The organism is Actinopolyspora xinjiangensis, from assembly GCF_900104475.1.
GTDB classification, from domain to species: Bacteria; Actinomycetota; Actinomycetes; order Mycobacteriales; family Pseudonocardiaceae; genus Actinopolyspora; species Actinopolyspora xinjiangensis.
In genome coordinates, this window is the sequence record NZ_FNJR01000003.1 from 321,750 (window position 1) to 343,631 (window position 21,882).

Annotated in this window: 23 protein-coding genes and 2 pseudogenes; 10 read left to right on the top strand and 15 right to left on the bottom strand. The window is 66.8% G+C overall.

The window, feature by feature from the left end:
- The first annotated feature begins 173 nt into the window (after positions 1 to 173).
- Complete coding sequence (locus BLQ75_RS06380; RefSeq protein WP_092599211.1) at positions 174 to 899, top strand: YqeB family protein; 726 nt, start codon at positions 174 to 176, stop codon at positions 897 to 899.
- A gap of 95 nt (positions 900 to 994) precedes the next feature.
- On the opposite strand, the gene BLQ75_RS06385 is transcribed toward BLQ75_RS06380, so the two are convergent.
- The 6 genes and pseudogenes from BLQ75_RS06385 to BLQ75_RS06400 form a co-directional block, all read right to left on the bottom strand.
- Positions 995 to 1,222 carry a hypothetical protein gene (locus tag BLQ75_RS06385; RefSeq protein ID WP_092599214.1) on the bottom strand — a complete coding sequence of 76 codons (228 nt, stop codon included), beginning with the start codon at positions 1,220 to 1,222 and terminating at the stop codon, positions 995 to 997.
- 133 nt (positions 1,223 to 1,355) lie between these two features.
- A pseudogene (locus BLQ75_RS24675) lies at positions 1,356 to 1,406 on the bottom strand (carboxymuconolactone decarboxylase family protein); the annotation flags it as partial.
- Between the two features lie 50 nt (positions 1,407 to 1,456).
- Positions 1,457 to 1,789 carry an IS30 family transposase gene (locus tag BLQ75_RS24445; protein ID WP_211481214.1) on the bottom strand — a complete coding sequence of 111 codons (333 nt, stop codon included), beginning with the start codon at positions 1,787 to 1,789 and terminating at the stop codon, positions 1,457 to 1,459.
- Entirely contained in the window at positions 1,737 to 2,138 is a 402-nt protein-coding gene (locus BLQ75_RS24450) for a transposase (RefSeq protein WP_425286436.1), read from the bottom strand. Before BLQ75_RS24450 ends, BLQ75_RS24445 begins: the two co-directional genes overlap by 53 nt.
- Before the next feature lie 54 nt (positions 2,139 to 2,192).
- Positions 2,193 to 2,465: a helix-turn-helix domain-containing protein gene (locus BLQ75_RS23790; protein WP_211481198.1), complete on the bottom strand. Its 273-nt coding sequence runs from the start codon at positions 2,463 to 2,465 to the stop codon at positions 2,193 to 2,195.
- A gap of 687 nt (positions 2,466 to 3,152) precedes the next feature.
- Positions 3,153 to 3,401 (bottom strand): hypothetical protein, encoded by a 249-nt coding sequence (locus BLQ75_RS06400; RefSeq protein ID WP_092599217.1) that lies wholly within the window; start codon positions 3,399 to 3,401, stop codon positions 3,153 to 3,155.
- A 157-nt stretch (positions 3,402 to 3,558) separates the two neighbouring features.
- Here BLQ75_RS06400 and BLQ75_RS24680 point away from each other — a divergent pair.
- Positions 3,559 to 3,705, top strand: a pseudogene (locus tag BLQ75_RS24680) (helix-turn-helix domain-containing protein); the annotation flags it as partial.
- Between the two features lie 1,341 nt (positions 3,706 to 5,046).
- Here BLQ75_RS24680 and BLQ75_RS06410 read toward each other — a convergent pair.
- The gene (locus BLQ75_RS06410) at positions 5,047 to 5,301 is read right to left on the bottom strand and encodes a hypothetical protein (RefSeq protein ID WP_139182928.1); all 255 of its coding nucleotides are present in this window, start codon (positions 5,299 to 5,301) and stop codon (positions 5,047 to 5,049) included.
- 262 nt (positions 5,302 to 5,563) lie between these two features.
- On the opposite strand from BLQ75_RS06410, the gene BLQ75_RS06415 reads away from it, so the two are divergent.
- Positions 5,564 to 6,901 carry an NAD(P)/FAD-dependent oxidoreductase gene (locus tag BLQ75_RS06415; RefSeq protein ID WP_092599224.1) on the top strand — a complete coding sequence of 446 codons (1,338 nt, stop codon included), beginning with the start codon at positions 5,564 to 5,566 and terminating at the stop codon, positions 6,899 to 6,901.
- 68 nt (positions 6,902 to 6,969) lie between these two features.
- Here BLQ75_RS06415 and BLQ75_RS06420 read toward each other — a convergent pair whose 3' ends face one another.
- The 4 genes from BLQ75_RS06420 to BLQ75_RS06435 all read right to left on the bottom strand — a co-directional run bounded on the left by BLQ75_RS06420 (position 6,970) and on the right by BLQ75_RS06435 (position 10,568).
- Positions 6,970 to 7,674, bottom strand: coding sequence for a class III extradiol dioxygenase subunit B-like domain-containing protein (locus tag BLQ75_RS06420; protein WP_092599227.1), 705 nt, complete (start codon positions 7,672 to 7,674; stop codon positions 6,970 to 6,972).
- A complete protein-coding gene (locus tag BLQ75_RS06425; protein ID WP_092599230.1) occupies positions 7,665 to 8,702 on the bottom strand; it encodes a glucosyl-3-phosphoglycerate synthase in 1,038 nt (345 codons plus the stop codon). The genes BLQ75_RS06420 and BLQ75_RS06425 overlap by 10 nt, the downstream gene beginning before the upstream one ends.
- Before the next feature lie 66 nt (positions 8,703 to 8,768).
- The gene (folP, locus tag BLQ75_RS06430; protein ID WP_092599233.1) at positions 8,769 to 9,638 is read right to left on the bottom strand and encodes a dihydropteroate synthase; all 870 of its coding nucleotides are present in this window, start codon (positions 9,636 to 9,638) and stop codon (positions 8,769 to 8,771) included.
- 138 nt (positions 9,639 to 9,776) lie between these two features.
- Complete coding sequence (locus tag BLQ75_RS06435) at positions 9,777 to 10,568, bottom strand: pyrimidine reductase family protein (RefSeq protein ID WP_244515282.1); 792 nt, start codon at positions 10,566 to 10,568, stop codon at positions 9,777 to 9,779.
- 168 nt (positions 10,569 to 10,736) lie between these two features.
- Between BLQ75_RS06435 and BLQ75_RS06440 the strand changes: the two genes are divergently transcribed.
- Complete coding sequence (locus BLQ75_RS06440) at positions 10,737 to 10,949, top strand: RNA-binding S4 domain-containing protein (protein ID WP_092599239.1); 213 nt, start codon at positions 10,737 to 10,739, stop codon at positions 10,947 to 10,949.
- Positions 10,950 to 11,049: 100 nt separating this feature from the next.
- Complete coding sequence (locus tag BLQ75_RS06445; RefSeq protein ID WP_092599242.1) at positions 11,050 to 12,138, top strand: LLM class flavin-dependent oxidoreductase; 1,089 nt, start codon at positions 11,050 to 11,052, stop codon at positions 12,136 to 12,138.
- A 255-nt stretch (positions 12,139 to 12,393) separates the two neighbouring features.
- Here BLQ75_RS06445 and BLQ75_RS06450 read toward each other — a convergent pair whose 3' ends face one another.
- Positions 12,394 to 12,600, bottom strand: a complete 207-nt coding sequence (locus BLQ75_RS06450) for a nuclear transport factor 2 family protein (protein ID WP_092599245.1) — start codon at positions 12,598 to 12,600, stop codon at positions 12,394 to 12,396.
- A 486-nt stretch (positions 12,601 to 13,086) separates the two neighbouring features.
- On the opposite strand from BLQ75_RS06450, the gene BLQ75_RS06455 reads away from it, so the two are divergent.
- From BLQ75_RS06455 to BLQ75_RS24155, 5 genes are all read left to right on the top strand, one after another.
- Positions 13,087 to 13,446, top strand: a complete 360-nt coding sequence (locus tag BLQ75_RS06455; protein ID WP_092599704.1) for a GntR family transcriptional regulator — start codon at positions 13,087 to 13,089, stop codon at positions 13,444 to 13,446.
- Positions 13,443 to 14,345: an ATP-binding cassette domain-containing protein gene (locus BLQ75_RS06460; protein ID WP_092599249.1), complete on the top strand. Its 903-nt coding sequence runs from the start codon at positions 13,443 to 13,445 to the stop codon at positions 14,343 to 14,345. The genes BLQ75_RS06455 and BLQ75_RS06460 overlap by 4 nt, the downstream gene beginning before the upstream one ends.
- Complete coding sequence (locus BLQ75_RS06465) at positions 14,342 to 15,040, top strand: hypothetical protein (protein ID WP_092599252.1); 699 nt, start codon at positions 14,342 to 14,344, stop codon at positions 15,038 to 15,040. Before BLQ75_RS06460 ends, BLQ75_RS06465 begins: the two co-directional genes overlap by 4 nt.
- Positions 15,041 to 15,408: 368 nt before the next feature.
- The gene (locus tag BLQ75_RS06470) at positions 15,409 to 15,951 is read left to right on the top strand and encodes a hypothetical protein (protein ID WP_092599255.1); all 543 of its coding nucleotides are present in this window, start codon (positions 15,409 to 15,411) and stop codon (positions 15,949 to 15,951) included.
- A gap of 7 nt (positions 15,952 to 15,958) precedes the next feature.
- Entirely contained in the window at positions 15,959 to 17,731 is a 1,773-nt protein-coding gene (locus BLQ75_RS24155; protein ID WP_244515283.1) for an MAB_1171c family putative transporter, read from the top strand.
- A gap of 140 nt (positions 17,732 to 17,871) precedes the next feature.
- Here BLQ75_RS24155 and BLQ75_RS06480 read toward each other — a convergent pair whose 3' ends face one another.
- From BLQ75_RS06480 to BLQ75_RS23365, 3 genes are all read right to left on the bottom strand, one after another.
- On the bottom strand, positions 17,872 to 18,861 hold the full coding sequence (locus tag BLQ75_RS06480) for an aldo/keto reductase (protein ID WP_092599258.1): 990 nt from the start codon (positions 18,859 to 18,861) through the stop codon (positions 17,872 to 17,874).
- Positions 18,862 to 18,953: 92 nt separating this feature from the next.
- Positions 18,954 to 20,213 (bottom strand): MFS transporter, encoded by a 1,260-nt coding sequence (locus tag BLQ75_RS06485; protein WP_092599261.1) that lies wholly within the window; start codon positions 20,211 to 20,213, stop codon positions 18,954 to 18,956.
- Between the two features lie 45 nt (positions 20,214 to 20,258).
- A complete protein-coding gene (locus tag BLQ75_RS23365; RefSeq protein ID WP_170837358.1) occupies positions 20,259 to 20,423 on the bottom strand; it encodes a hypothetical protein in 165 nt (54 codons plus the stop codon).
- Between the last annotated feature and the right edge of the window lie 1,459 nt (positions 20,424 to 21,882).

The window sequence follows — 21,882 nt, forward strand, 5'->3', positions numbered from 1 at the left end:
ACGCGGCACTTCCCGACACTCGGTGCCACGTGGGGCTCGAAAGCCGCGCTGAGCGCGGCGACACCCCAACCTCTCGAAGAGCATGACAGCGGCACCCGGGCATCGCTGCCGGCTCCACTGTAGCTGACGGCACGTGACCCCACAGCGGAGAAATCGTTCAGTAGGATTCCCCCGTGACCGACGAATCCACTCCCGAACCTTCCCGGAACCAGTCCGCCGAGCCCACCGTGGTGGCCGAACCACCGTGGACGTACCCGGCGGCCGGAGTCGCGTTCACCGTGTTCGGCGCGGGACTGGGATGGGGTGTGCGGCTGCTCGCCGACTGGCTGGTGGGGTTGCCGTGGGCACCGATGCGGGGACCGGCCGAACTGGTCGACTCGCTGCCCGAGCCCTGGGTGACCCTCGGTCTCGTCGTGCTCGGAGCCCTGGCCGGAATCGCCCTCGCGGTGTACGCCTATCACGACAGTCTCACGGTGACCGTAGCCGCTGACCGTGTGGCGCTGAATCGACGGGGTACGAGCCGCGAATGGCCCGCCGAGCGGGTGGACATCGCCTGCCGGGACGGCAAGCAACTCGTGCTGCTGGACGACGACGCGGTCGAACTGGCACGGGAGAAGTACGACTTCAGAACCGAGGATCTGGCGGCCGCCTTCCGCGCCCACGGATACCGGTGGACCGACGAGGACCCCTACCGCGAGGAATTCCGCCGCTGGGTACCGGATGCCCCGGGGCTCCCCGAAGGAGCGGACGCGCTGCTCAAGGCGCGTGCGAAAGCACTGCGCCACAACAACGACTCCGGTGGCGAAGCGCGAGAACTGCGCGACGAGCTCGCCCGGTTGGGCGTGGTGGTGCGGGACACGGATCGGAAACAGTACTGGCGGCTGTCCCGTGACCGGTGACTCCGGTTCGCACCACCGGGAGACCACCACTCGCCGAAGCACCGGAGCCGAGCGGGCTCACGGCACCGAAAGACCGGAGCCACATGGGAACCGCGTCACCCCGCCCGCGAGCGGTTCGGGTCATCCCGCTGCCCCGAAGTGTCGAGGTGGTGCAACTGCTGGTCGTAGTCCCGCAGCAGGGACCGGAGCTCCTGTCGCGCCGACTCGGGCACCTCGGCGGGCCTCGTTTTCGCGACATAGCGCACCGCCGTCATCAGGGTGGCCAGTTCGTGCGCGTGCAACACCATCCGCAGCACTGTCGGACGGATCCGTTCCAGACGCACGAGTTCAGCCCCGGGATCCGAGATACTCGCCGATGCGGGCGAGTTCGTCGGCGAAGCCGTCGTAGTCCTGCCGAATGCCGTTCAGATAGGCACTCCATCCCAGGCTGCTCTTGGCGTAGTGCACCGCCTCCTGGATCTCCTCGTCGGTGGCGCCGAACAGTTTCGCCGCCTCGGTGTGAAACAGGGTGCAATAGGCACACTAGTTCAGACACAAGTACTATGACCAGGGCGTCCTCAGGTGGTGGGTGCGTCAGTAGGGTTGAGCAGGAGTTCGTTGAAGACCTGATTGGGTTTGCGCCATCCGAGAGTCTCGCGTGGCCGATCATTGAGTTCGTCGGCGACCGCGTCGAGTTCGGGTTGGCTGTAATCGGATAGGTCGGTTCCTTTTGGGAAGTACTCACGCAGCAGTCGGTTGGTGTTCTCGTTGGTGCCGCGTTGCCACGGCGAACGGGGGTCGCAGAAATACGCGGGCATGTTCGACCGCATCGTGAAGTCCGCATGGCGGGGCATTTCCTTAGCCTGGTCCCAGGTGATGCTGTTCCGTAGGAATGAGGGAAGTTTTTCCATCTTCTTGGTCAGCAGGTAGGCGACCCGTTCTGCGCGTCGGTCGTAGGGAATGCGGACGGAGCATCGTATAGCGTGTGTGGCGTTCCACCGGTGTGGCGATCTGGGATTGATTCGTTTTCCCCGGGATCAGGTCACCTTCCCAGAAGCCGGGTACGGCCCGGTCGTCGGCTTCTTTGGGGCGGTCGCTGATCATGGTCATACCGGGGATCTTGCCGCGTGTTTCCGCTGTCCGCGACGGGCTCACGCGGCGTGCGCGCCCGCTGCGCGGCGCCAGCTTCAGATCGGTCCGCAGCTGTCCTCGTGCTTGCAGGAACAAGGCCCGGTAGATCGTTTCGTGTGAGACGCGCATCGAGGAATCGTATGGATGCTGCGTGGGAAGGTAACGGCTGATCTGTTCCGGCGATCATTTCTTGTCGAATCCCTCGTTGACCGCCAGAGACAACTCGGGTCGTGTTTCCAGTTTTCGCGCTTTGGGGTGTTCCACCTGCTCCTCGGCACGATGTTGCGCTGTCACCGCGCTATAGTTGGCGTTGCCGCCATTGCGGGCTGTTTCCCGTGAGATGACCGACGGATGTCGTCCGAGTTCGGCTGCGATGCACCGATGCGACATGTCACGCGCGATTCCACGAGAAATGGTTTCCCGCTCTTCGGATAGAATTGGCTTGCCACGCGCCACTCAGGTCACCTTTCATGATAGGTCACTTGATTATCCCACGTGACGCACTGACCACTGGAGCTGGCCTGAAAAAGGCGCTAACACTCGTTGGGGAAATCTGAAAGGTGTGCGACGAGTGGAGCCAAACCAAAGAAACGAAAGAAACCAGAAACCAACTATTACGAGCGAGCGATCCGAGCTCGCGAGCAAATCAACGAATTGAAGTATCGTGCCTACGAGATTGAACCCGAACCGATCCACTTTGGATCACCATTGAACGTCCAAGGGTGGAACATCGGGCTGACAAACGACTATCGCCTGTATTGGGTGTACCCGGATAGCACGATCGTTTTATGCTAGAAGTAACCCCCGGTCGAAACCGGGGGATGATTTCTCGTTCTATTCTTGAAGGATCTCTCTGTTCTCCAGGCGAGTGCACTCTTCGCACGCACTCAACGGGTAACTGCTTGAAGATTCCATCTTCATACCGCACCGAGTGGTGCGGAAATGCTCGGACTTGCAGTGCACCGTGCCCGCTAGATCCGTCCACGTGCCGTGGTGAACACGTCTAGAGTCGTTTGAGTCCATCGAGCACCCGTTCAAGAACCGAGTACGATACCGAGGGAACAACCCTCGGAGATTCGTACAGGTCTCCAGAGAAGGCAGGGACGTACCCGGTCACACGGTTCGACTTGTGGCGCCTGCCTGTCACTGTTCCCCCTCGGTGCTCCCGGCGCCCGACTGCTCAGAGATCAGGAGCTCCATGCAGTCCGAACAGGTAGGGGACTGAAACCAGTCCAGCTCGCTGGGGTTCGCCATCGCGCACTGGACACCGCACACCGAAGTGTCGGCCGACCGGCCGTCCCAGTGCTTGCCCCGGAAGGCATGGCGAGTCCAGGCGAACCCGGTCCGATCCGGGACCGGTAGCCAGTAGTGCTGTCGTTCGGTGGTTTCCATTGGTGTCCCTCCCTCATTGCCCCGAATAGGCGGGCACTCCACCGAGTTCGGGGGGTTACCCGGCGAAGTGCCCTACCGCTATCGTCGCCAGTACTGATCACTAGGTGAAGCGGTTAGGTGTCTGCACGTGTCTGCAATCGAGGACGTAGGGACGCTCATGCGAGCGGCTAGGCTGGACGCTGGCCTATCGCTGTCCCGGATGGCTGAGCTGACGCACTTCTCAAAGCCCTACCTCGGGCAAGTCGAGACCGGGACACGTACGGCAACGATGGACGTAGTAGACGCCTACGAGCGCGTGTTAGGGGCCGGTATGTGGCGTAAGGAGATCACCCACCCAGGACTAACCAGGATCAAGGGAGAACAGCGCCTTTCCGCTCTCGTCCACTCGATTCGCTCGGGTAGTCCGGATGTATTCAGCAAGCGCCCTACGGCTCACGCCACGGATGTGGCGGTGGGAACTCGGATGGACCCGGACGGTATCCGGCAGTTCCGTCAGTGGATGACCGAAGGTGAGACGGCAACGCTGCGGACGAACTCCCTCAGCGTGCTGGCCAAGCTTCCTGGCCGTGAGAACGCGGAACTGGTCGTTCAGGTACTCGAAGAGGACCCGAAGGTTCGGCGGTTGTGCCTCGCCTCGGACATCTCCCGATTGACTCAGGTGGATTGGAAGACAGCGCTACGGGTAGCCGACGACCTTCCGTCGCACCCGGAACCGAGGAAGCTCGCGCGGAAGGCAGCAAAGGAAGCTGTAGACCCCAAGGACACAGAGAGCCGCTGGTGTGGCTCGTACATGCTGCGGCACCTCGCCCCAGTAGTAGGCCGCTGATCGCTTACAGCGGCTCTCAAAGATCCGTGAGTTAGCCACAGACGACCAACTACAACCGCGTAAGGGACAAGATCGCCCCCCCTGAAACGAGAGAACCCCCGGCCGATCAAGGCCGGGGGTTCGTTGTATTCTCTCAATGCCACTATCAAGAATACGGTGCTGAGCATAGCACGGAATATGCTTCCCTCCGTGGTCGCTCCGGGCAGGTCACGGGCAGGGTGTAAGTCCCGGCCACGGTTCACAGCCGTGAGGCTCCCGGTTAGAGCGGGTGAAGCTCGCGCGTCAGGCAACGCACGATCTAGGCGAACCCGGCCGTGTAAGTGGTAAGCCCTGGCGCTCATGCTCGTGTAGCCCGGCCATCATCCCGGCACTGCGCGTAACCCCCGGATCGGTGAGCCCTTAATCCGGCTCACGGGGTGAGTCTCCCGATACAAGACACGGTGTACCGGAGTCGTTCCCTTCGACTGCTCACCTCCCCTTGGACTCGGGTGAGCTGTGCCTGTTTCACGGCTTGCTCGTGTTCAGGGGGGAACGCAGCCCAACGTGTCCAACGGACCCCGGTAGCTGTGGGGAAGGTTCCTTGTCAATCTCCGAACCACCGAGCGACCGGCAGCAGAGACGGCGGCTTGGTTCCGGGGCTGAGTTGTGCCTGTCGGGGGTTGCAGTCTGAGACCGGGTTCAGCCCCGGTGTTTGGGAGGTCTCTGAACCTCACGGGGTCAGCACCGAGTCAGCACAAGAGAGGTCACGAGAGGTAAAAAGCGATAACCAACAGGTAAGACAAAGCTGTTAAAACTCCATCTCACCTGCTGATTTGACTTCTATATCCAGGGATGATAATACATTTTTGTGTCAGCACGAATGTAGGCACACTTGGTCTCAGCGTGCAGCGCGACCCCCATCAGCTCCTTGTACTTGTTGGGGATCAACGTCTGGTCGAGCTCCAGGCGCTTGAACAGCTCCCACTCCGGGGCCAACAGCTCGTCCGGGATACGGGAGAAGAAGCTGGGAACCAGGCCGAGGGTCTCCCTGATGTCGGCCTCCACCTCAGCCCTGGTCAGTGTTGTGGTCGTCATGCCTCCCACCTGCTCTTTCCGCCACGCGACCGTTCGGTGGGCCGGGGCCGTCGTGGTCACACCACCACGCGGCGCTCGGTGCCACGTCCGGCCGAGAGCTCACCTCCGGTAACCATCACGACGCATCCATCGTGTGGCGGGGAACCGACCGACACCAGAGTCTTCCGCCCCGAGTTCTCCGAAGCCGGACCCGGCCCTCCGGTTTGATCGGGACCCACCGCGGGTATGCGGTAACGGACGGAACCGAGCAGTTGGGAACGCGATGGGACGAAACCGAGTAGTGATCGTCGGGGGCGGTTTCGCCGGTTACCACGCGGCCGAGCGACTCACCCGGAACACCCACCCCGGGGAAACCGAGATCGTCCTCGTCAACCCCACCGACTACTTCCTGTACCTGCCACTGCTGCCCGAGGTGGCCGCCGGGATCCTCGATCCGCGCGCGATCACGGTGTCCCTGCCTGGCACGCTGCCCGCCGTCCGGCTGGTGCTGGGCGAGGTCACCGCGATCGATCCGGATGCCCGTCACCTCACCTACACCGACCCGGAGGACAACACCGGGTCGGTGACCTTCGACAACTTGGTTCTGGCCGCGGGCAGCGTCAACAAGCTCCTGCCGATCCCCGGTCTCGCCACGCACGGGCACGGTTTCCGGGGTGTGCCCGAAGCGCTGTACTTCAGGGATCACGTCACCAGGCAGATCGAGCTCGCCGCCGCGACCTCCGACCAGGCCGAGCGGGACGCCCGCTGCACGTTCGTGGTGGTCGGAGCTGGATACACCGGGACCGAGATCGCCGCCCAGGGCCCCGAGTTCACCCGGATGCTGGCGGCGCGGCACCCGGAGCTGCGCGACCAGCCGATCCGCTGGAAGCTGCTCGATGTGGCCCCTCGCGTGCTTCCCGGGCTGGACGGACGGTTGTCGCGCACGGCCACCGAGGTGCTTCGCAGGCGGGGTGTCGAGCTGCTGACCGAAACCTCGATCAGCGAAGCCACCGACAGCGGCGTCACCCTCGACGACGGGCAACAGGTGCCGACACGTTCGTTGATCTGGTGCGTGGGGGTGCGTCCCGACCCGCTGGTGCGCTCACTCGGGCTGCGGACCACCGAGGGCAGGCTCGCGGTCGACGAGACGCTGACCGTGCCCGGATATCCGCACGTCTTCGCCTGCGGCGACGCCGCCGGGGTTCCCGACCGCACCAACCCTGGGCAGCTCACGGCAATGACCGCCCAGCACGCCACGCGCCAGGGAAAGTTGGCCGGGGCCAACGTGCTGGCCTCGCTGCGGGGTGAGCGGCTGAGCCGCTACCGGCATCGCGACCTGGGGTTCGTCGTGGACCTCGGGGCGCGTGAGGCCGCGGCCAACCCCCTGCACGTTCCGCTGTCCGGCCTCGCCGCCAAAGCCGTCACCCGGGGATACCACCTCATGGCGATGCCGAAGAACCGGCTGCGGGTAGCCGTCGACTGGCTGCTGGAGGCCACCACCGAGCGGCAGGGGGTGCAGCTGGGCATGGTCCGCTCCGGCACCGTCCCGCTGGACACCGCCTCCCCCGAGCTGCCGAACCTGCGCGGCGAGCGGCGGGAGCAGAGTTCGCTCCGAACCTGAAAGAACAGCCTCGTCCCGGACGGGCCACACGGTCGGGAGTGGTTCCGGCCGATACCGCGCCGCCGTGCTCACCGGTCGGCGGGAGCATCGAAGCGCCACGACGCCACGAAATAGCCCACCCCGTAAGGCGCCTGGTAGTCGAGCAGTTCGCCCTCCGGGGACCGTCCCTCGGCAGCTCCGGCGAGAACCTGCCAGGTGGGGCGCCCCGCCACCAACAGCCGCTCGGCGGCCTTCGGGTCCAACGCGGCGAGCGCGGCGGTGTCCCCGCCCCGCAGCGCCTCGGCGACGTGGTCGTCGAGGGGCACCGCGTCGGGGTCGAGGAACCCGGGGGAACGCTCCGTGCGGCACGCCGAACCGTCCCCCAGCACCATCAGCGCCACGCGAGGCGCGAGCCCGGCGAGCCGCTCCCCCAGTTCGAGGCAGTCCGCCGGAGCGGTTCCCCACCCCACCGAACGGAACTCGGTGCTCACCAGCTCGGTGCGGGAACCGAGCAGCCAGCGCCCGATCGTCAACGACAACGGCAGCCGGACACCCCCGTCGCCGAAGGTCATGTCCACCCCGTGGGGAAGCAGGGTACCCCGCACGTCCGAGCCGTGGCAGGCAGTGCGCTCGTCCCCGCCGAGCACGACCAGCAGGTCGGGTCCGGCGTCGAACAACCGGGTAACCGCCCGCTCGCAGTTGGTCCGCATCCCGTCGAGGTCTGCCGAACGACGCCCGGCGACTTCGGGGACCAGCACCGGCGGGTGGGGAAAGATTCCGGCTGCTACCAGCATGTTCGCCTCACATCACTCGCGTCCGGTGGCGTCCGGCTGCCCGCTCCTCGCGTCTGGCTCTCCCGAAGGTTTCGCAGCGGTGGGCGCTCCGCGGTCGGGATCGCCTGCTCGTGGGGCACCCATTCCGACTCGAGCTGCACGAACTGGGTGTAGGAAACCTCGGTGCCCGAACCGCCGGGGACCTCGGCCGGATGAGGGTGCCCCTCGGTGCGGGACAAGGCGGCGGCCAGGATCTGTCGGGACATGACCCCCAGCTGCAACAGCCCCCGATTGCGGTGCTTGCGCACGCCGAGGTTGACCTGAGCCAGCCCGTCGAGCCCGTACCGGTCGTAGGCGTCGATCAGCAGTCCCGTCTCCACCCCGTAACCGGGCGCGAAGGGCACCGCCTCCAGGAACTCCCGCCTGGCGGCGTACTCTCCCCCCAGCGGCTGGATCACGCCGGCCAGGTCCGGCCGCACCGACGACAGCACGGGACGCGCGAGCAGTTCGGTGACTCGCCCCCCTCCCTCTGCCTGCTGCAGGCCCTCCCTCGGCAGGCGCAGTGGACGCCGATAGAACCCTTTGACCAGCACCGGCTCCGGTCGGGTGAGCAGCGGCCCCAGCAGGGCCGGGACGAAACCGGCGTCGAAGTCGACCAGGTCGGAGTCCAGGAACACCAGGACGTCACCGGAGACGGCGGCCAACGAGCGCCACAGCACCTCGCCCTTACCCGCCCGTGGTTCGAACTCGGTGAGCACGTCCTCGCGGCTCACCACGCTGGCTCCCGCCCACGAGGCGCGTTCACGGGTGTTGTCGGTGGAACCGGAGTCGAGCACCACGATCTCGTCGACCAGGGGTGGCCGATCGCCCTCCGGCTCGGCCAGCGGCGCGAGGGCGGTGACGATGGGGGCGATCGTGTCCTGCTCGTTCAACGCGGGCAACACGACACTGACGCGGGTCCGCCCCTTGAGCGGTGCCAGTCGCTCGACCGACCACGACGGTTCCTGCCAGCTACGGGCGGCGAACCACCGTTCAGCCTCGGGCGTCATACGTCTCCCAGCAGCTCGGGTCCTCGCAACGACCTCCGGACGTCGCCGTCGATCGGCTCGGAGGGATCACACCAGTCCACGCATGGTCGAAGCCGGTTCCCGGTCCCCGGTGATGCCCGCGACCATGTCCAGCACCTGGCGCGTCTGGCGTACTTCGTGGGCCCGGAACACGGCCGCACCGTCCCTGGCCGCCAGCGCGGTGGCGGCCAGTGTGCCCGTCACGCGTTCGGACAGTTCCGTGCCCAGCGTCTCACCCACGAAGTCCTTGTTCGACAGCGCCATCAGCACCGGCCATCCGGTGGCGACCAGCTCGTCGGTGTGCCGCAGCAGGGCCAGACTGTGCCGGGTGTTCTTGCCGAAGTCGTGGGTCGGATCGATGAGGATGCCGTCCTCGGGAACCCCGAGCTCGGCCGCCCGCTCGGCCTGTCGCGTGGTCTCCCGGATCACGGAGCGCACCACGTTCTCGTAGCGCACGCGGTGCGGGCGGGTGCGCGGGACGGCCCCGCCGGTGTGGGAGCACACGTACCCCGCCCGGAACTCGGCGGCCACCTCGACCAGCTTCGGATCGGCTCCGGCCCAGGTGTCGTTGAGCAGGTCCGCTCCCCGCGCACACACCGCCCTGCCCACCTCGTGGCGCCACGTGTCAACGCTGATCACCAGGTCGGGGAAGTGCCGCCGCACCTCGGCCACGAAGGGGGCGGTGCGCTCGACCTCCTCGTCCACGTCCACGACGGTTCCGGGACCGGCCTTCACACCGCCGATGTCGACGATGTCCGCGCCGTCGGAGACGGCCTCGTCGACCGCGGCCAGTGCCGCGTCGAACTCGAACGTCCTCCCCCTGTCGTAGAAGGAGTCCGGTGTGCGGTTCACGATCGCCATGACCAGTGGGCACCGGACGCCGAGCTCACGTCCCCGAAAGCGCACGGTCGTCCGCATATCCACCAATCCGCCTCGTCGGAACCATCACCCCGACCAATGTGCCACATCGAGCGGTGGGGGCGGCCCCAGCTGCCGTGCTCACTTCCGGAAGCGGTGTCACTTCTCTCCCGCCGCCGCACCACCCGACCAGGGTGATCAACGGGGCTCCTCCAGGCGCCGGACGGCCTGGGCGGTGTGGTAGCGCAGCAACAGGGCGTCGGCGGCCCGCACGACCGAGCGCAGCCGGAGCCGTCTGTCCGCGTCCTCCACGAGGTCGCTGACGATCCGCCCGGCGCCGGAACCGGCCAGCAACGGGGAAACGGTCAGGCACACCTCGTCGACGAGTCCGTTGGCGAGCATCCTGCCGAACAGTCCGGGACCGCCCTCGCAGACGATCCGCCGCCAGCCGCGCCGACCGAACTCGGCCACGGCCCCGGAGAGGTCGACCTCCCACTCACCGGCCATGAGCACCTCGGCCCCCGCCGCCCGGTAGGCCTGGACACGTTCCCGCCCCGCGGTGGCGCACGTGACCACCAGGGTGGGAACCTCGGTGTCGGTGATCACCCCGGCGTCCGGTGGCAGGGCTCCCCGGGTGACCACGGCGAGCGGTGGCACGTCGGAGCGGCCCAGCGCACGACGGCGCCTTACCCGCTCGGCGGTGCGGGAGACCCCGCCGTAGCCCTCCGCCACCGCCGTGCCCGCACCGACGAGCACCACGTCGGCGAGGTCGCGCACCAGTTCGAAGACCACTCCGTCGGCGGGGTGTCCCAGACCGCCACTGCGCCCCTCGATGCTGGAGGCCCCGTCGACACTGGTCACGAAATTGACTCTCGTCCACGGGTGGGTCAGCGACTCGGGGTACGCGTAGCTCGAAGCCAGTTCCTCCACGTCGAGGTCGCGACTGCGTTCCACGTCCCGCACGAACACCGCGGCCCCTTTCGTCGGCACTCCAGGCCGTGTACCACCGGCACGATCCTACTCACGAGTCGGTCGGAGCGGCTCACTCACCACCGCGCGGTCGAAGTACGAGAGGAACTCCGGAAACCGACGGCAGCGGGGCGTCGCTGGTGGCGAGCGGTTCGTCGAGCACGGCAGAGCTCGGGGACAATCGGGCCCATGGAGGACGTGGAGATCGACGAGGGCACCATCCGTCTCGGACAACTGCTGAAGCTGGCGGGCCTGGTCGAGAACGGTGGGGAGGCGAAGAGCCTGATCCAGGACGGCGAGGTCATGGTCAACGAGCTGCCGGAGACCCGGCGGGGACGGCAGCTGTCACCGGGTGACCGCGTCAGCGTCGGCTCGGAGACCGTGCGGGTCACCTCGGCCTGAATGGCCCGGTGTAACGAACGCGACATACCGGAACAAGGCGGTGCCGCGCTCGTGTTGTCGTCGCCGAAGCCGTTGTTCCACCGCCCCGGGAGGTCGGGCCATGCAGTTCGGAGTCTTCACCGTCGGCGACGTCACGCCGGACCCGACCACCAACCGAACCCCCACCGAGCACGAGCGGATCAAGGCGATGGTGACCATCGCCCGCAAGGCCGAGGAGATCGGGCTGGACGTGTTCGCCACCGGCGAGCACCACAACCCGCCGTTCGTGCCCTCATCCCCGACCACCATGCTGGGCCACGTCGCCGCCCACACCGAGCGGCTGGTCCTGTCGACCTCGACGACGCTGATCACCACGAACGATCCGGTCAAGATCGCCGAGGATTTCGCCATGCTGCAGCACCTGGCGGACGGCCGGGTGGACCTCATGCTCGGCCGAGGCAACCAGGCTCCGGTGTATCCCTGGTTCGGGCAGGACATCCGCCAGGGGATACCGCTGGCGATCGAGAACTACCACCTGCTGCACCGGCTCTGGCGCGAGGACGTCGTGGACTGGCAGGGCGAGTTCCGCACCCCGCTGCGGGGCTTCACTGCCACACCGCGTCCCCTGGACGGCCTGCCGCCGTTCGTCTGGCACGGTTCCATCCGGAGCCCGGAGATCGCGGAGCAGGCCGCCTACTACGGCGACGGTTTCTTCCACAATCACATCTTCTGGCCTCCCGAGCACACCAAACGGATGGTCGAGCTGTACCGGCAGCGCTTCGAGCACTACGGACACGGCGCGGCGGACCAGGCGATCGTCGGCCTGGGAGGCCAGGTGTTCATGCGCCCCAACTCCCAGGACGCGGTGGCCGAGTTCCGGCCCTACTTCGACGACGCCCCGGTCTACGGCGGCGGCCCCTCGCTCGAGGAGTTCATGTCCCAGACCCCGCTGACGGTCGGCAGCCCCCAACAGGTCATCGACCGCACGCTTTCCTTCCGTGAGTACGTCGGCGACTACCAGCGCCAGCTGTTCCTCATCGACCACGCGGGGCTGCCACTCAAAACCGTGCTGGAGCAGATGGACATGCTCGGCGAGGAGGTGCTGCCGGTGCTGCGCGAGGAGTTCGACGCCCGCAAGCCCTCGCACGTGCCCGAGGCGCCCACGCACGACTCCCGGCTGCGGGCGCGGCAGGGGGAAGCGGTGAACTGAACGCCGCGCCACGACCACGGCCGCGGTCCCGACGGGAGAAGACGCCACTTCCGTCACCGGACGCCCCGCGGCAAGAGCGAGGAAGTACCGCGACGGCGCCGACCGCTCCCGCCGTGACTACGGGTTCATCCCGACTCCGTGCCCGGTCGGGCGGACGCCACCGTTACGACACGCCCGAACGAGTGCGTGGCCCCACCCGCTTCCGGCCGGGCTGGAACTGGCCCGGCCGGGAGCGCCGCTGCCCACCGGCGCCGTTCAGGAAGCCCCTGTCAGTTTCGAACTCTCCGGGTCTCCCAGCTGTGTGAGGATGCCGAGTTGGTCGTAGTACATCTCGCATCCGATGACCCTGCCTCGTGTGTCGTAGCGCGGGTTCTCGCGGAAGGGCACGTCCATCCGGCGCCCGGTCGGGGACAGTGCCCCCATCGGGCCGTTGTTGTCGCCACGTCCGTGGAAGTAGGCCACGGAGACGTTCTCTCCCCTTCGACGAACGACTCACCGAGCACGCGGGCGTCGGAGAAGGCGGTGGTCCACTCCCCCGTCCACTCCTTGAACTCGTCGAGCGAGTGCATGGTGATCCCCCGCGCATGGTCTATGTAGGCGTACTGGTCCCCGGCTTAGGCGTCCATCTCGTCGAACCGGCGCTCGTTGAACAGCTGGTGCGGCTTCAGATGTGTCCGAGCGTGTGACATGGGGGCCTCCTCTGGTCGCGAGTCCCGTTACCGGAGCTCCGGTTCCCGGTGCCGACACCGCGCCGCTCGGACCGGGCTGGACCGGAGCCCGAAGACCCCCGAAGCCCACCGCCGGTAATTACCGTCCCCGGTGCGCGAACGCGCTTCCCCCGGGCAGTCACCCCCGGCTCCGTGGATTGACACCAGGGTAACCTAGTGACATGGTTACCTACATGACTAATGAACCAACTAACTGGTTCGCGTGCCGGTGGTGGACGTGATGGACGACGGTCGCCCGCTGTTCCTCCAGATCGCCGAGCAGATCGAGGGCTCGATCATCGACGGCTCGCTTCCGGAGGAGACACGGGTCCCCTCCACCAACGAACTGGCCGCGTTCCACCGGATCAACCCCGCGACCGCGGCGAACGGAATCAACCAGTTGGTGACCGACGGGGTGCTCTACAAGCGAAGGGGGATCGGGATGTTCGTGGCCAGCGGGGCACGCGAGCAGTTGCTGGAACGCCGCAGGCAGGACTTCGGGCGGAAGTTCATCGCGCCGCTGCTCGGCGAGGCGCAGAAGCTGGGGATGGACGCCGAGGACCTGAAGAAGATGATCGACGCCTGGAGGGACGAGACATGACGGTGGCCGGATTGAGCGGGGTGACCAAGCGGCACGGCGAGACCGTCGTGCTCGACGACGTGTCGCTGGGCTTCACCGAGAACCGGATCCACGGACTGCTGGGCCGCAACGGTGCGGGCAAGACGACGATCATGCAGATCCTCACCGGGCAGAACTTCGAGACCTCGGGAAAGGTCGAGGTCTTCGGCGAACACCCCTACGAGAACGACAGGGTGCTACGCGACGTCTGCTTCATCAAGGAGTCGCAGAAGTACCCGGACATGTTCGCGGTGCACCACGCGCTGACCGCGGCGAGCTTGTTGTACGAGAACTGGGACGCGGAGTTCGCCGCCGAGCTGGTCGAGGAGTTCGCGCTACCGCCCAAACGCCGCATCAAGAAGCTCTCCCGGGGACAGATGTCGGCGGTGGGCGTCATCATCGGGCTCGCCTCACGGGCGAAGCTGACCTTCTTCGACGAGCCGTACCTGGGCCTGGACGCGGTGGCACGACACCGGTTCTACGAGCTCCTACTCGCCGACTACGCCGAACACCCGCGCACCATCGTGCTGTCCACGCACCTCATCGACGAGATCAGCGACCTGCTCGAACACGTCACGCTCGTGGACAAAGGACGAGTGCTGCTCGACGGCGACTCGGACGAGCTGCGGGCCAGCGCCGTGACGGTGACCGGACCGGCGCGGTCCGTGGCGGAGTTCGCGGCGGACCACACCGAACTGCACCGGGAACAGCTCGGTGGCTTCCTCCGGGTGACCCTGAGCGGAGCGATCCCCGAGCGGAGTCCCGAGGACCTGCACGTGGAACCGGTCTCACTGCAGCAGCTCGTCGTACGAACCACCCAACAGGCGACCGGTGAGCGAGGATTCGTCGGCGCCGCGCACGAGAGGGGGACGCGCTCATGAGGCGCCTGCTGAACGTCAGCCGCATCCAGCTGGTCAACCTGCCCGTCGTGTTGGGCCTGCCACTGCTGGTGCTGGGGCTGGTCCTGCTCGCGAACCTGGCGATATTCGCCGTGATCAACGACTCGGCACGGGCGAGCGAACCGGTCAACGGGGCGGTCGTCTCGTTCTACTTCGTCCTGCTGTCGGTGCACCTGCAGACCATGACCCAGATCTTCCCGTTCGCCGCCGGCCTCAACGTCACCCGACGCACCTTCTTCGGCGCCACCACCCTGGTGGTGCTGGGCCAGTCACTGGCCTACGGGATTCTGCTGACCCTGCTGCGGCTGGTCGAATCGGGCACCGGCGGCTGGGGAATGGGCCTGCGCTTCTTCGGGCTGCCGTTCCTGGTACAGCACAACCCACTGCTGCAACTCCTGGTCTACACAGCGCCCCTCCTGCTCATGTCGTTCATCGGTGTCTGGATCGGCATCGTGTTCAAACGCTGGGGCCAACCCGGCATCTACACCATCGTGATCGGTGCCGGGCTGCTGGCCGTGGCGTTCGCCTTCCTGGTGACCTGGCAGCAGCAGTGGGCTTCGGTGGCGCGCTTCTTCGTCGAACAGCCGAGCCTGGCGCTGCTGTTCGCCTACCCCTTCGCGCTGGCAGCGGTGTTCGCCGGTGCCGGATACGTGACGATACGCCGCGCGGTGCCGTGATCCACCCGCCATCGAATCGCGCCGGTGCGGACATCCGGGTCCGGAAGCCCCTCGGACCGGGTGTACTCCCGGGTACTCACCGAAAAAGCCGGGACGGCCTCGGGAAGGAGTGTCCACTGTTCGGCTTTCCCGGTGAGGGGGTGATCGTCGAGCCGATGGCACCGCGACCAACTCCGCGAGGTGGGGAGAAGAGGGTCCGGTGCCCATCACCACCGATTCCACCGGTGACCGTGAACACCGAGCAGCGGAGGCGGACCGCCCTCCGGGACGATGTCCGGTGCCCGCGGTTGGCATCCACTTCCGCTGTACCGAGAGGACGAGGGACGAGCAGGGTGTGGAAACGGAGAACGAGTTCCACGGAGGAGTCAGTGGCTTGGAACGAGCTGCGCACCCGCTGCGTCCGTCGAGTCGATCATCTGCTGGGCGCGGTCACTCTGCCGGAGCCGTGGAACGTCGACGAATTCCTCGACCGGCTGGAGGAGCACCGCGGGCGTGAGATCGACCTGTGCGCGGTGTCCTGGAGCGTCGGTGACAGTACCGGCGCCTGGCAGCGCAACGAGGACCACGACGTCATCGCCTATCCGGACAACACCAGCACGCTGCACCAGGACTACATCATCCTGCACGAGATCGGCCACTTGATATCCGAACACCGCGGCCGGTGCGTACTGTCCGTTCAGGAGGCCCAGCACCGGGCCCCGGACCTGGCTCCGGCGGCGTTCGCGCACCTGCTGCACCGGGTGGACGCCGCCGTGGAGGAACACGAGGCCGAGACCGTGGCCACGTTGCTCCTCGCACGGATCACGCGGCAACCACGGAAGCGCCGTCGCCGCGGGCGGGCACGGGCATCACCGGACGAGGGAACGGCCGCTACGCTGAGCCGGTTGACTGCGGCGTTCGACCGACTTTGACGGAAACATGTTCTCCAGTTTCGTGATGTACGGCGTCGGGGTGGCCGGGCTGCTGGCTGCCGCGTACCGGTTCCGGACCACGCACGGGGTGCGCACCCCCGGTGTGCTCCACCTGTGCGGGGCACTCGCCGGGGTGGGCCTGTCAGCCGCGCTGTCGGCCCCGGCCACGCTCGCACTGGCGGCCCCACTGGAACCCGTGCCCAACACGACACGGCTGTTGGCCAACAGTCTCGCGATGGGGGCCGCCTGGTGTGTACAGGGGCTGTTGTTCCACCTGGTACTGCCCACCGAACGCGCCCTGCCCGCCCTCCGCCGCCAGGCCGTTGTGCTGATCCTCGGCATCTGCACCATGAGCGCGCTGCTGACCCTCGATCCTGTCCCCTTCGATCCCGACTTCGTAGCCACCTACTCCGATGTGCCCCAGGTTCTGGGCTACGTCCTCGTCTTCTGCGGCTATGTCGGGTGGAGCCAGCTCAACTTCATCCGGCTCATCCGCCGATATGTCCGGCTCAGTGATCGCCCGTGGCTGCGCGCCGGGCTGACCGTGGTCCAGCTCGGTTGTGCGAGCGCCCTGGGATGGGCGTTGAGCAAGAGCGCCAGCTCGATCGTCGTGTTCGCGCGCGACGGCCGTTCGACGGGGATCGAGGCGAACCTGTCGACGATCTTCTCGGCCACGTGCGTGGCCCTGGTCGCGATCGGGGCCACCATGCCCGGGTGGGGACCGGTCCTGGCCCGGTCGGCCCACCGGCTCCGGCAGCACCACACCTACCACGCGCTCGCGCCGCTGTGGACCACCCTGCACCCCGTGTTGGACGGGGCCGCGAACTCGTCGAGCACCGATGGCCACCGACCGGGAACGATCGAGTGGCGGCTGACCCGCCGCGTCGTCGACATTCGCGACGCGTTGTTGTTCCTGGCCCCGTACCGTCCGCCCGCCGGGGAACTGCCCCAGGAAATCCCCGGTCGTTCCCACGATCCGGCGGCGACCGAGGCCGTCGGCATCGTGCGGGCCCTCCACAGGTGGCGGTCCGGCGAGTCCCCGGTGGTGTGGGTGCCGCGCGCACCGACGCCGACCGAACCCGCCGACCCGAGCACCGAGATCGCCTGGCTGAAGCGGGTGGCCCGTATTCTTCCCACTGTGAACACGTCCACCCCGCAGACCCCGCTGAATCCGACCCGAACCAGGTCCAGGACGGCCAGGATCGGCACGGCGTGCGCTCACCTGCTCACCGAGGTGTTCGCACCGTGGGTCCTGGTTCTGCTCCTACCGCTCATGGTGGCCCGGCAGGCCACCGAAACGCTGCTCGCGACACTGTCGTGGGGCTTGCTCGTCGCGCTGACCAGCAGCCTCCTGCCGATGGGTGTCATCGTGTGGGGAGCCCGAACCGGCCGCTGGGACGGTCACCACGTCCGGGACCGCGCCGGAAGGTTGGTCCCCTTCCTCGTGCTGCTGGGCTCCAGCGTGTTGGGGCTCGGACTGCTGGTCGCGCTCGGCAGTCCCTGGATGCTCATCGCGCTCGACATCACGATGGTGCTGACGCTGCTGGTGACCGGGGTGGTCACCGTGTGGTGGAAGATCTCCATGCACACCGCTGTGGCGGCCGGTTCCGTCGTGATCCTGGCCGTGACCTACGGAGCGGGCTGGTGGGCGGCGGCGCCACTGGTCGCCGCGATCGGCTGGTCGCGGGTCGCCGTCAACGACCACACGAGTGCCCAGGTCACCGTGGGGACGATCGCGGGTACGCTGGTCGGCGGTGGCGTCTACGCGGTACTCGTGTGATGCCGCGACCAACCGCCGAACGGGTCCGCTGACCTACGAGTGCCGGGACATGGGCACCGCGGTGCCACGTCCTCGACCACTCGGGGCCCGGGCGAACCGCTTCCGGGAGGGGGCCGGCCGAACGGGCGCCGCCGATTTCCCTACAGCTCCAGGCGCGCGGAGAACTCCGGGGCATAGCGTTCACCGGCCGCCACCCCGCGGGGAAACAGCTCCCCCAGCTCCGCGACAACGGCCCTTTCCAACGGCTGCTCGGCGGCCCGGACGTTGGTGGCTACCTTGTCGAGACTCCTGCTCCCCGGAATGGGGACGATGTCCTCGCCCTGTGCGAGCAGCCATCCCAGCGCGAGCTCGGCGGGAGTTCGTCCGAGTTCCTCGGCCCGGCGGTGCAGCAGTCGGACGAGCTCCAGGTTCCGCTCCAGGTTCTCCGCCGCGAACCGGGGGTAGCGTCGCCGCCGCTGGTCGAGGTTTTCCACCTCGGAGCTCTCCCGGAAGGAGCCACCGAGCATTCCGCGTCCCAGTGGTGAGTAGGCGACCAACCCGACGTCGAGCTCCCGCAGGGTCGGCAGCAGTCCGCTCTCGGGCTCGCGGCTGAACAGCGAGTACTCCTGCTGGACGGCGGCGATCCGATGGGTGGCATGCGCCCGGCGCAGTGTGTCCGAACTGACCTCGGAAAGGCCGATGTGACCCACCTTGCCCTCCCGGACCAGCTCTCCGAGCGTGCCGACCGTTTCCTCGATCGGGGTGTCGGGATCGACGCGGTGCAGGTAGTAGAGATCGACGTGGTCGGTCCCCAACCGCCGCAGGCTCTCGTCGATGGCCGTGCGCACGTAGTCCGGCCTGCCCGCCCCGGTCTCGTGTCCCGCGCCGAACTTGGTGGCCAGCACGATCTCGTCACGACGGTCGGCGAGGACACGCGCTAGCAACCGCTCGTTGTGGCCGTCGCCGTAGACGTCGGCGGTGTCGATGAAGTTGATCCCGAGATCGAGCAGGGCGCGCAGCAGCCGCTCCGACTCGGCGTCCTCCACCTGACCGTACACTCCGGACAGTCCCATCGCTCCGTATCCCACGGCGCTGACTTCCGGCCCCCGCTCACCGAGCACACGCGTGGGGATCACTTGGTCGGAGAGCATTCCGACCCCCTTCCTGATCGGTTCGTGGTTCGCGGCAGCGGGAACGTCGCGGGGGCCGCGAGCATTCCTCACGCGTCCCCGCCGCCGCGAGTTCAGGAGGTTCCGACGTGTTGGGGCTCCGCTGCCGAGAATTCCTCGTCGCGGGATTCCTCGTCGCGCGGGCTTTCCGAAGCGGAGCGGGACAACAGCGGAAGGACGAGGAATCCGGCGGCGGTGACCAGCCCCACCACGAGGACGACCGACCACAGCGTGGTGAAGCCGTAGGCCTGGCCCAGTGCCAGCCCCATGGGTCCACCCAACACGAACGCGGCGTTCCAGGCCAAGAAGTACGACCCCTGATACGTCGCGACTCGCCCTTCCGGCGCCCGGCCCGCGATGTAGGCCGCCGACATCGGAGCCCAGACCACCTCGCCCAGGGTCCAGATCACGGTGGCGGTCACGAACATCCCCATGCCCGAGGCGGGCCCGTTGAGGCCGAATCCCACGGCCATCAGCACCGCGGCCAGCACCAGGGGCATGTGGTCACGCCACCGTCCGACCACACGCGGCACGAGTCCCACCAGAACGATCGCCAGCACCGCGTTGACGGCCAGGATCATCCCGATACGGGTGGGATCCAGACCGCTGGCGCGCATGTCCACGGGCAGTGCGGAGTTCATCTGCAGATAGACACACCCCAGCAGGAACGTCAGCACCAGGAACGACACCAGCCCGGGCTTGCGGAACGGCTCGGTGAGTCCGACCAACGCGTCGCGTCCCCGTGACGAGGCTCCCCCGTCCGCTACGGGTTCGTCCTGAGGAAGCCACCACACCAAAGCCGCGTAGATCAGCGCGCAACTCGCCCAGACCCCGAACAGCAGCGGCGGCCACAGCGCCAGGACGAACCCCGCCAGCACCGGCCCCACCGACATGCCGACGTTGAAGCCGACCATGTGCATCCCGTAGGCCCGCGCGAACCGGTCGGCGGGTACCAGCCGTGCGATCGCCCCCGCCGAAGCGGGACGGTCCACCATCGACACGAAGCCGGCGAGCAGGGCGAGCCCGCACACCACCCATCCCCGCTGAGCCAGCACGAACCCCGAGGCGGTCAGTATCGCCACCGGTTGCGCACCGAGGATCACCCTTCGGTTGCCCAGCACGTCGGCCAGCACACCGCCGACCACACTGGAAACCAGCACTCCGGCGCCGAACAGTCCGACCATCACCGGGATCAGCGACGGCGAAACGACTCCCTCCTGGCGCACGTACAGCACCACGAAGGCCGGGACCAACATGCCGAGCCGGTTGACAACCTGTCCCCACCACAGCAACCAAAACGCACCGGGAACCCCCAGCCGCGCGGAAAACCCCATCAGTCACACCTCATCGATCGATCCGGCCCCGAGTTCTCGGCGATGTCATTTGAGCGCGTCGGCACGCCAGCGTCCGATCTCGGCGAACCACGAACGCCGAGTCGGCGCGGTATCGATCTCGGTGGTGGGGGGCTGCTCGTCGATCTCCTCGACCGCGTGCGGCCGGAGCTCGGATGTGGCCGTCCCGTCCTGAACAGTCTGCTCTGGCATCGTCGTCTCCCGGTGTTTCCAGTACGACCACCGGACCTGATAACGGTTCCGTTGGTCACCGTTCGCTGTCACCGTCAACGATGCGGACAGAATCACGGTAGCACAAGTGAAGCTTTCTTCACTACTTGTTAGCATCACTGAAATATCGGTTCTGTGCTGGTCACAGCCGCAAGCCCCGCAGGACGTCCCGCGCGGCTCAGCGGCGGCCGACCAGAGGCCGAGAATACGAAAAGCACACGTCCCCGACGCGTTCTCCCAACGGCCGAATCGGGATGCTGTTACGTCGCGCCGCCCCGGTGCTCCCACGGCGACCACGTGCCACCGGGACGAACCACCCCGCCGACGCGCGCGAAGGCCAACGATGCTCCGTCGAGCAGAGCGGCACGAAGGAGAGGACCGGATAATCTTCCCGGCACTATCGCACGGTTTTCGGAAGTGGACGGTGTCGCCCACCATCGCGGTAATCGTCGGAACCGACCTGGAATCCGGGGCGACTCGACACACCTGTCTGTCGAACTTCGTCACACACGCCCGTCGGGGCTCCGAGAACCGCGCGAAATCACTGTTCGCACAGCTCGGCGTGTGTTTCACACACCGAGGGAACACCACACACCGCGACGAACGAATCGTCACCGACCGAACCGGGAACGAACGGATGCATCCCGGCTCCGCGATGGAGTCACCAGTGGTTCCTGGTGACTCTTTCCCTCCCGGAAAAGCCACGGGTACCCTTACTCGGACGACGAGCACACAAGCGTGACCGAAACGAGCGCGACGACTGAGTCCGTCCACTTTCTCAGCGCGAATCAGTTTTCGGTCACCCTGCCCCAGCGGTAACGGAATTCGCTTCCGATCCCAAGCAGTACCGGCCGGTGGGCACCGAACGCACGAGCTTCACAACTCATCGTTCAACGGTGTGTGGTGTTCACAACGAGGAAAACGAGTCTTCCCGTGAACCCGGATGCTATAAACCACGCCACATACGGCCACACCTCCCCTCGAATCGAGCTGTTTCACCCGAAGCCATTCGACCAACCACTCAGGCCCAGCCGAGACGGGATCAACCAACATCGCGAAAACTTGTATCGCACTCGCTGATCAAGAAGTCTATACACCGAGATCCCGGACGACAATCTCCCACCGCTCGAAACACACGAACGAGCTACGATCCCTCCGATCAAAACCACAAAGAAACAAGCAACACCAATTTACGAAATAAATTCACACCCCGTTGTCCCCCGCGGTTCCACGCCCAGGAGCACGAAACGGCCGCCCCCGACCGGGGCGCAGAACAGGTGTTGACCGCTCCGGTCGAGTGGGTCCCAGCGCAGCGAGACCGAGCTCCGCGAAGCCGCCGAGCGTATGATCAGTGAGGCGGTCAGACCGGCGAGCGCCGGTCACCGGAAGTGAGCCGCCGCTCACGCACCACGGGATCCTCCCGTCGGCACACCGAGGACGA

Bases quoted from the DNA above. Each gene is read 5' to 3' on its own strand.
- BLQ75_RS24445 (WP_211481214.1), bottom strand. From the start codon at position 1,789: ATGGAAAAACTTCCCTCATTCCTACGGAACAGCATCACCTGGGACCAG.
- BLQ75_RS24450 (WP_425286436.1), bottom strand. From the start codon at position 2,138: ATGCGCGTCTCACACGAAACGATCTACCGGGCCTTGTTCCTGCAAGCA.
- BLQ75_RS06400 (WP_092599217.1), bottom strand. From the start codon at position 3,401: ATGGAAACCACCGAACGACAGCACTACTGGCTACCGGTCCCGGATCGG.
- BLQ75_RS06410 (WP_139182928.1), bottom strand. From the start codon at position 5,301: ATGACGACCACAACACTGACCAGGGCTGAGGTGGAGGCCGACATCAGG.
- BLQ75_RS06415 (WP_092599224.1), top strand. From the start codon at position 5,564: ATGGGACGAAACCGAGTAGTGATCGTCGGGGGCGGTTTCGCCGGTTAC.
- BLQ75_RS06420 (WP_092599227.1), bottom strand. From the start codon at position 7,674: ATGCTGGTAGCAGCCGGAATCTTTCCCCACCCGCCGGTGCTGGTCCCC.
- BLQ75_RS06425 (WP_092599230.1), bottom strand. From the start codon at position 8,702: ATGACGCCCGAGGCTGAACGGTGGTTCGCCGCCCGTAGCTGGCAGGAA.
- folP (WP_092599233.1), bottom strand. From the start codon at position 9,638: ATGCGGACGACCGTGCGCTTTCGGGGACGTGAGCTCGGCGTCCGGTGC.
- BLQ75_RS06440 (WP_092599239.1), top strand. From the start codon at position 10,737: ATGGAGGACGTGGAGATCGACGAGGGCACCATCCGTCTCGGACAACTG.
- BLQ75_RS06445 (WP_092599242.1), top strand. From the start codon at position 11,050: ATGCAGTTCGGAGTCTTCACCGTCGGCGACGTCACGCCGGACCCGACC.
- BLQ75_RS06455 (WP_092599704.1), top strand. From the start codon at position 13,087: ATGGACGACGGTCGCCCGCTGTTCCTCCAGATCGCCGAGCAGATCGAG.
- BLQ75_RS06460 (WP_092599249.1), top strand. From the start codon at position 13,443: ATGACGGTGGCCGGATTGAGCGGGGTGACCAAGCGGCACGGCGAGACC.
- BLQ75_RS06465 (WP_092599252.1), top strand. From the start codon at position 14,342: ATGAGGCGCCTGCTGAACGTCAGCCGCATCCAGCTGGTCAACCTGCCC.
- BLQ75_RS24155 (WP_244515283.1), top strand. From the start codon at position 15,959: ATGTTCTCCAGTTTCGTGATGTACGGCGTCGGGGTGGCCGGGCTGCTG.
- BLQ75_RS06480 (WP_092599258.1), bottom strand. From the start codon at position 18,861: ATGCTCTCCGACCAAGTGATCCCCACGCGTGTGCTCGGTGAGCGGGGG.
- BLQ75_RS06485 (WP_092599261.1), bottom strand. From the start codon at position 20,213: ATGGGGTTTTCCGCGCGGCTGGGGGTTCCCGGTGCGTTTTGGTTGCTG.
- BLQ75_RS23365 (WP_170837358.1), bottom strand. From the start codon at position 20,423: ATGCCAGAGCAGACTGTTCAGGACGGGACGGCCACATCCGAGCTCCGG.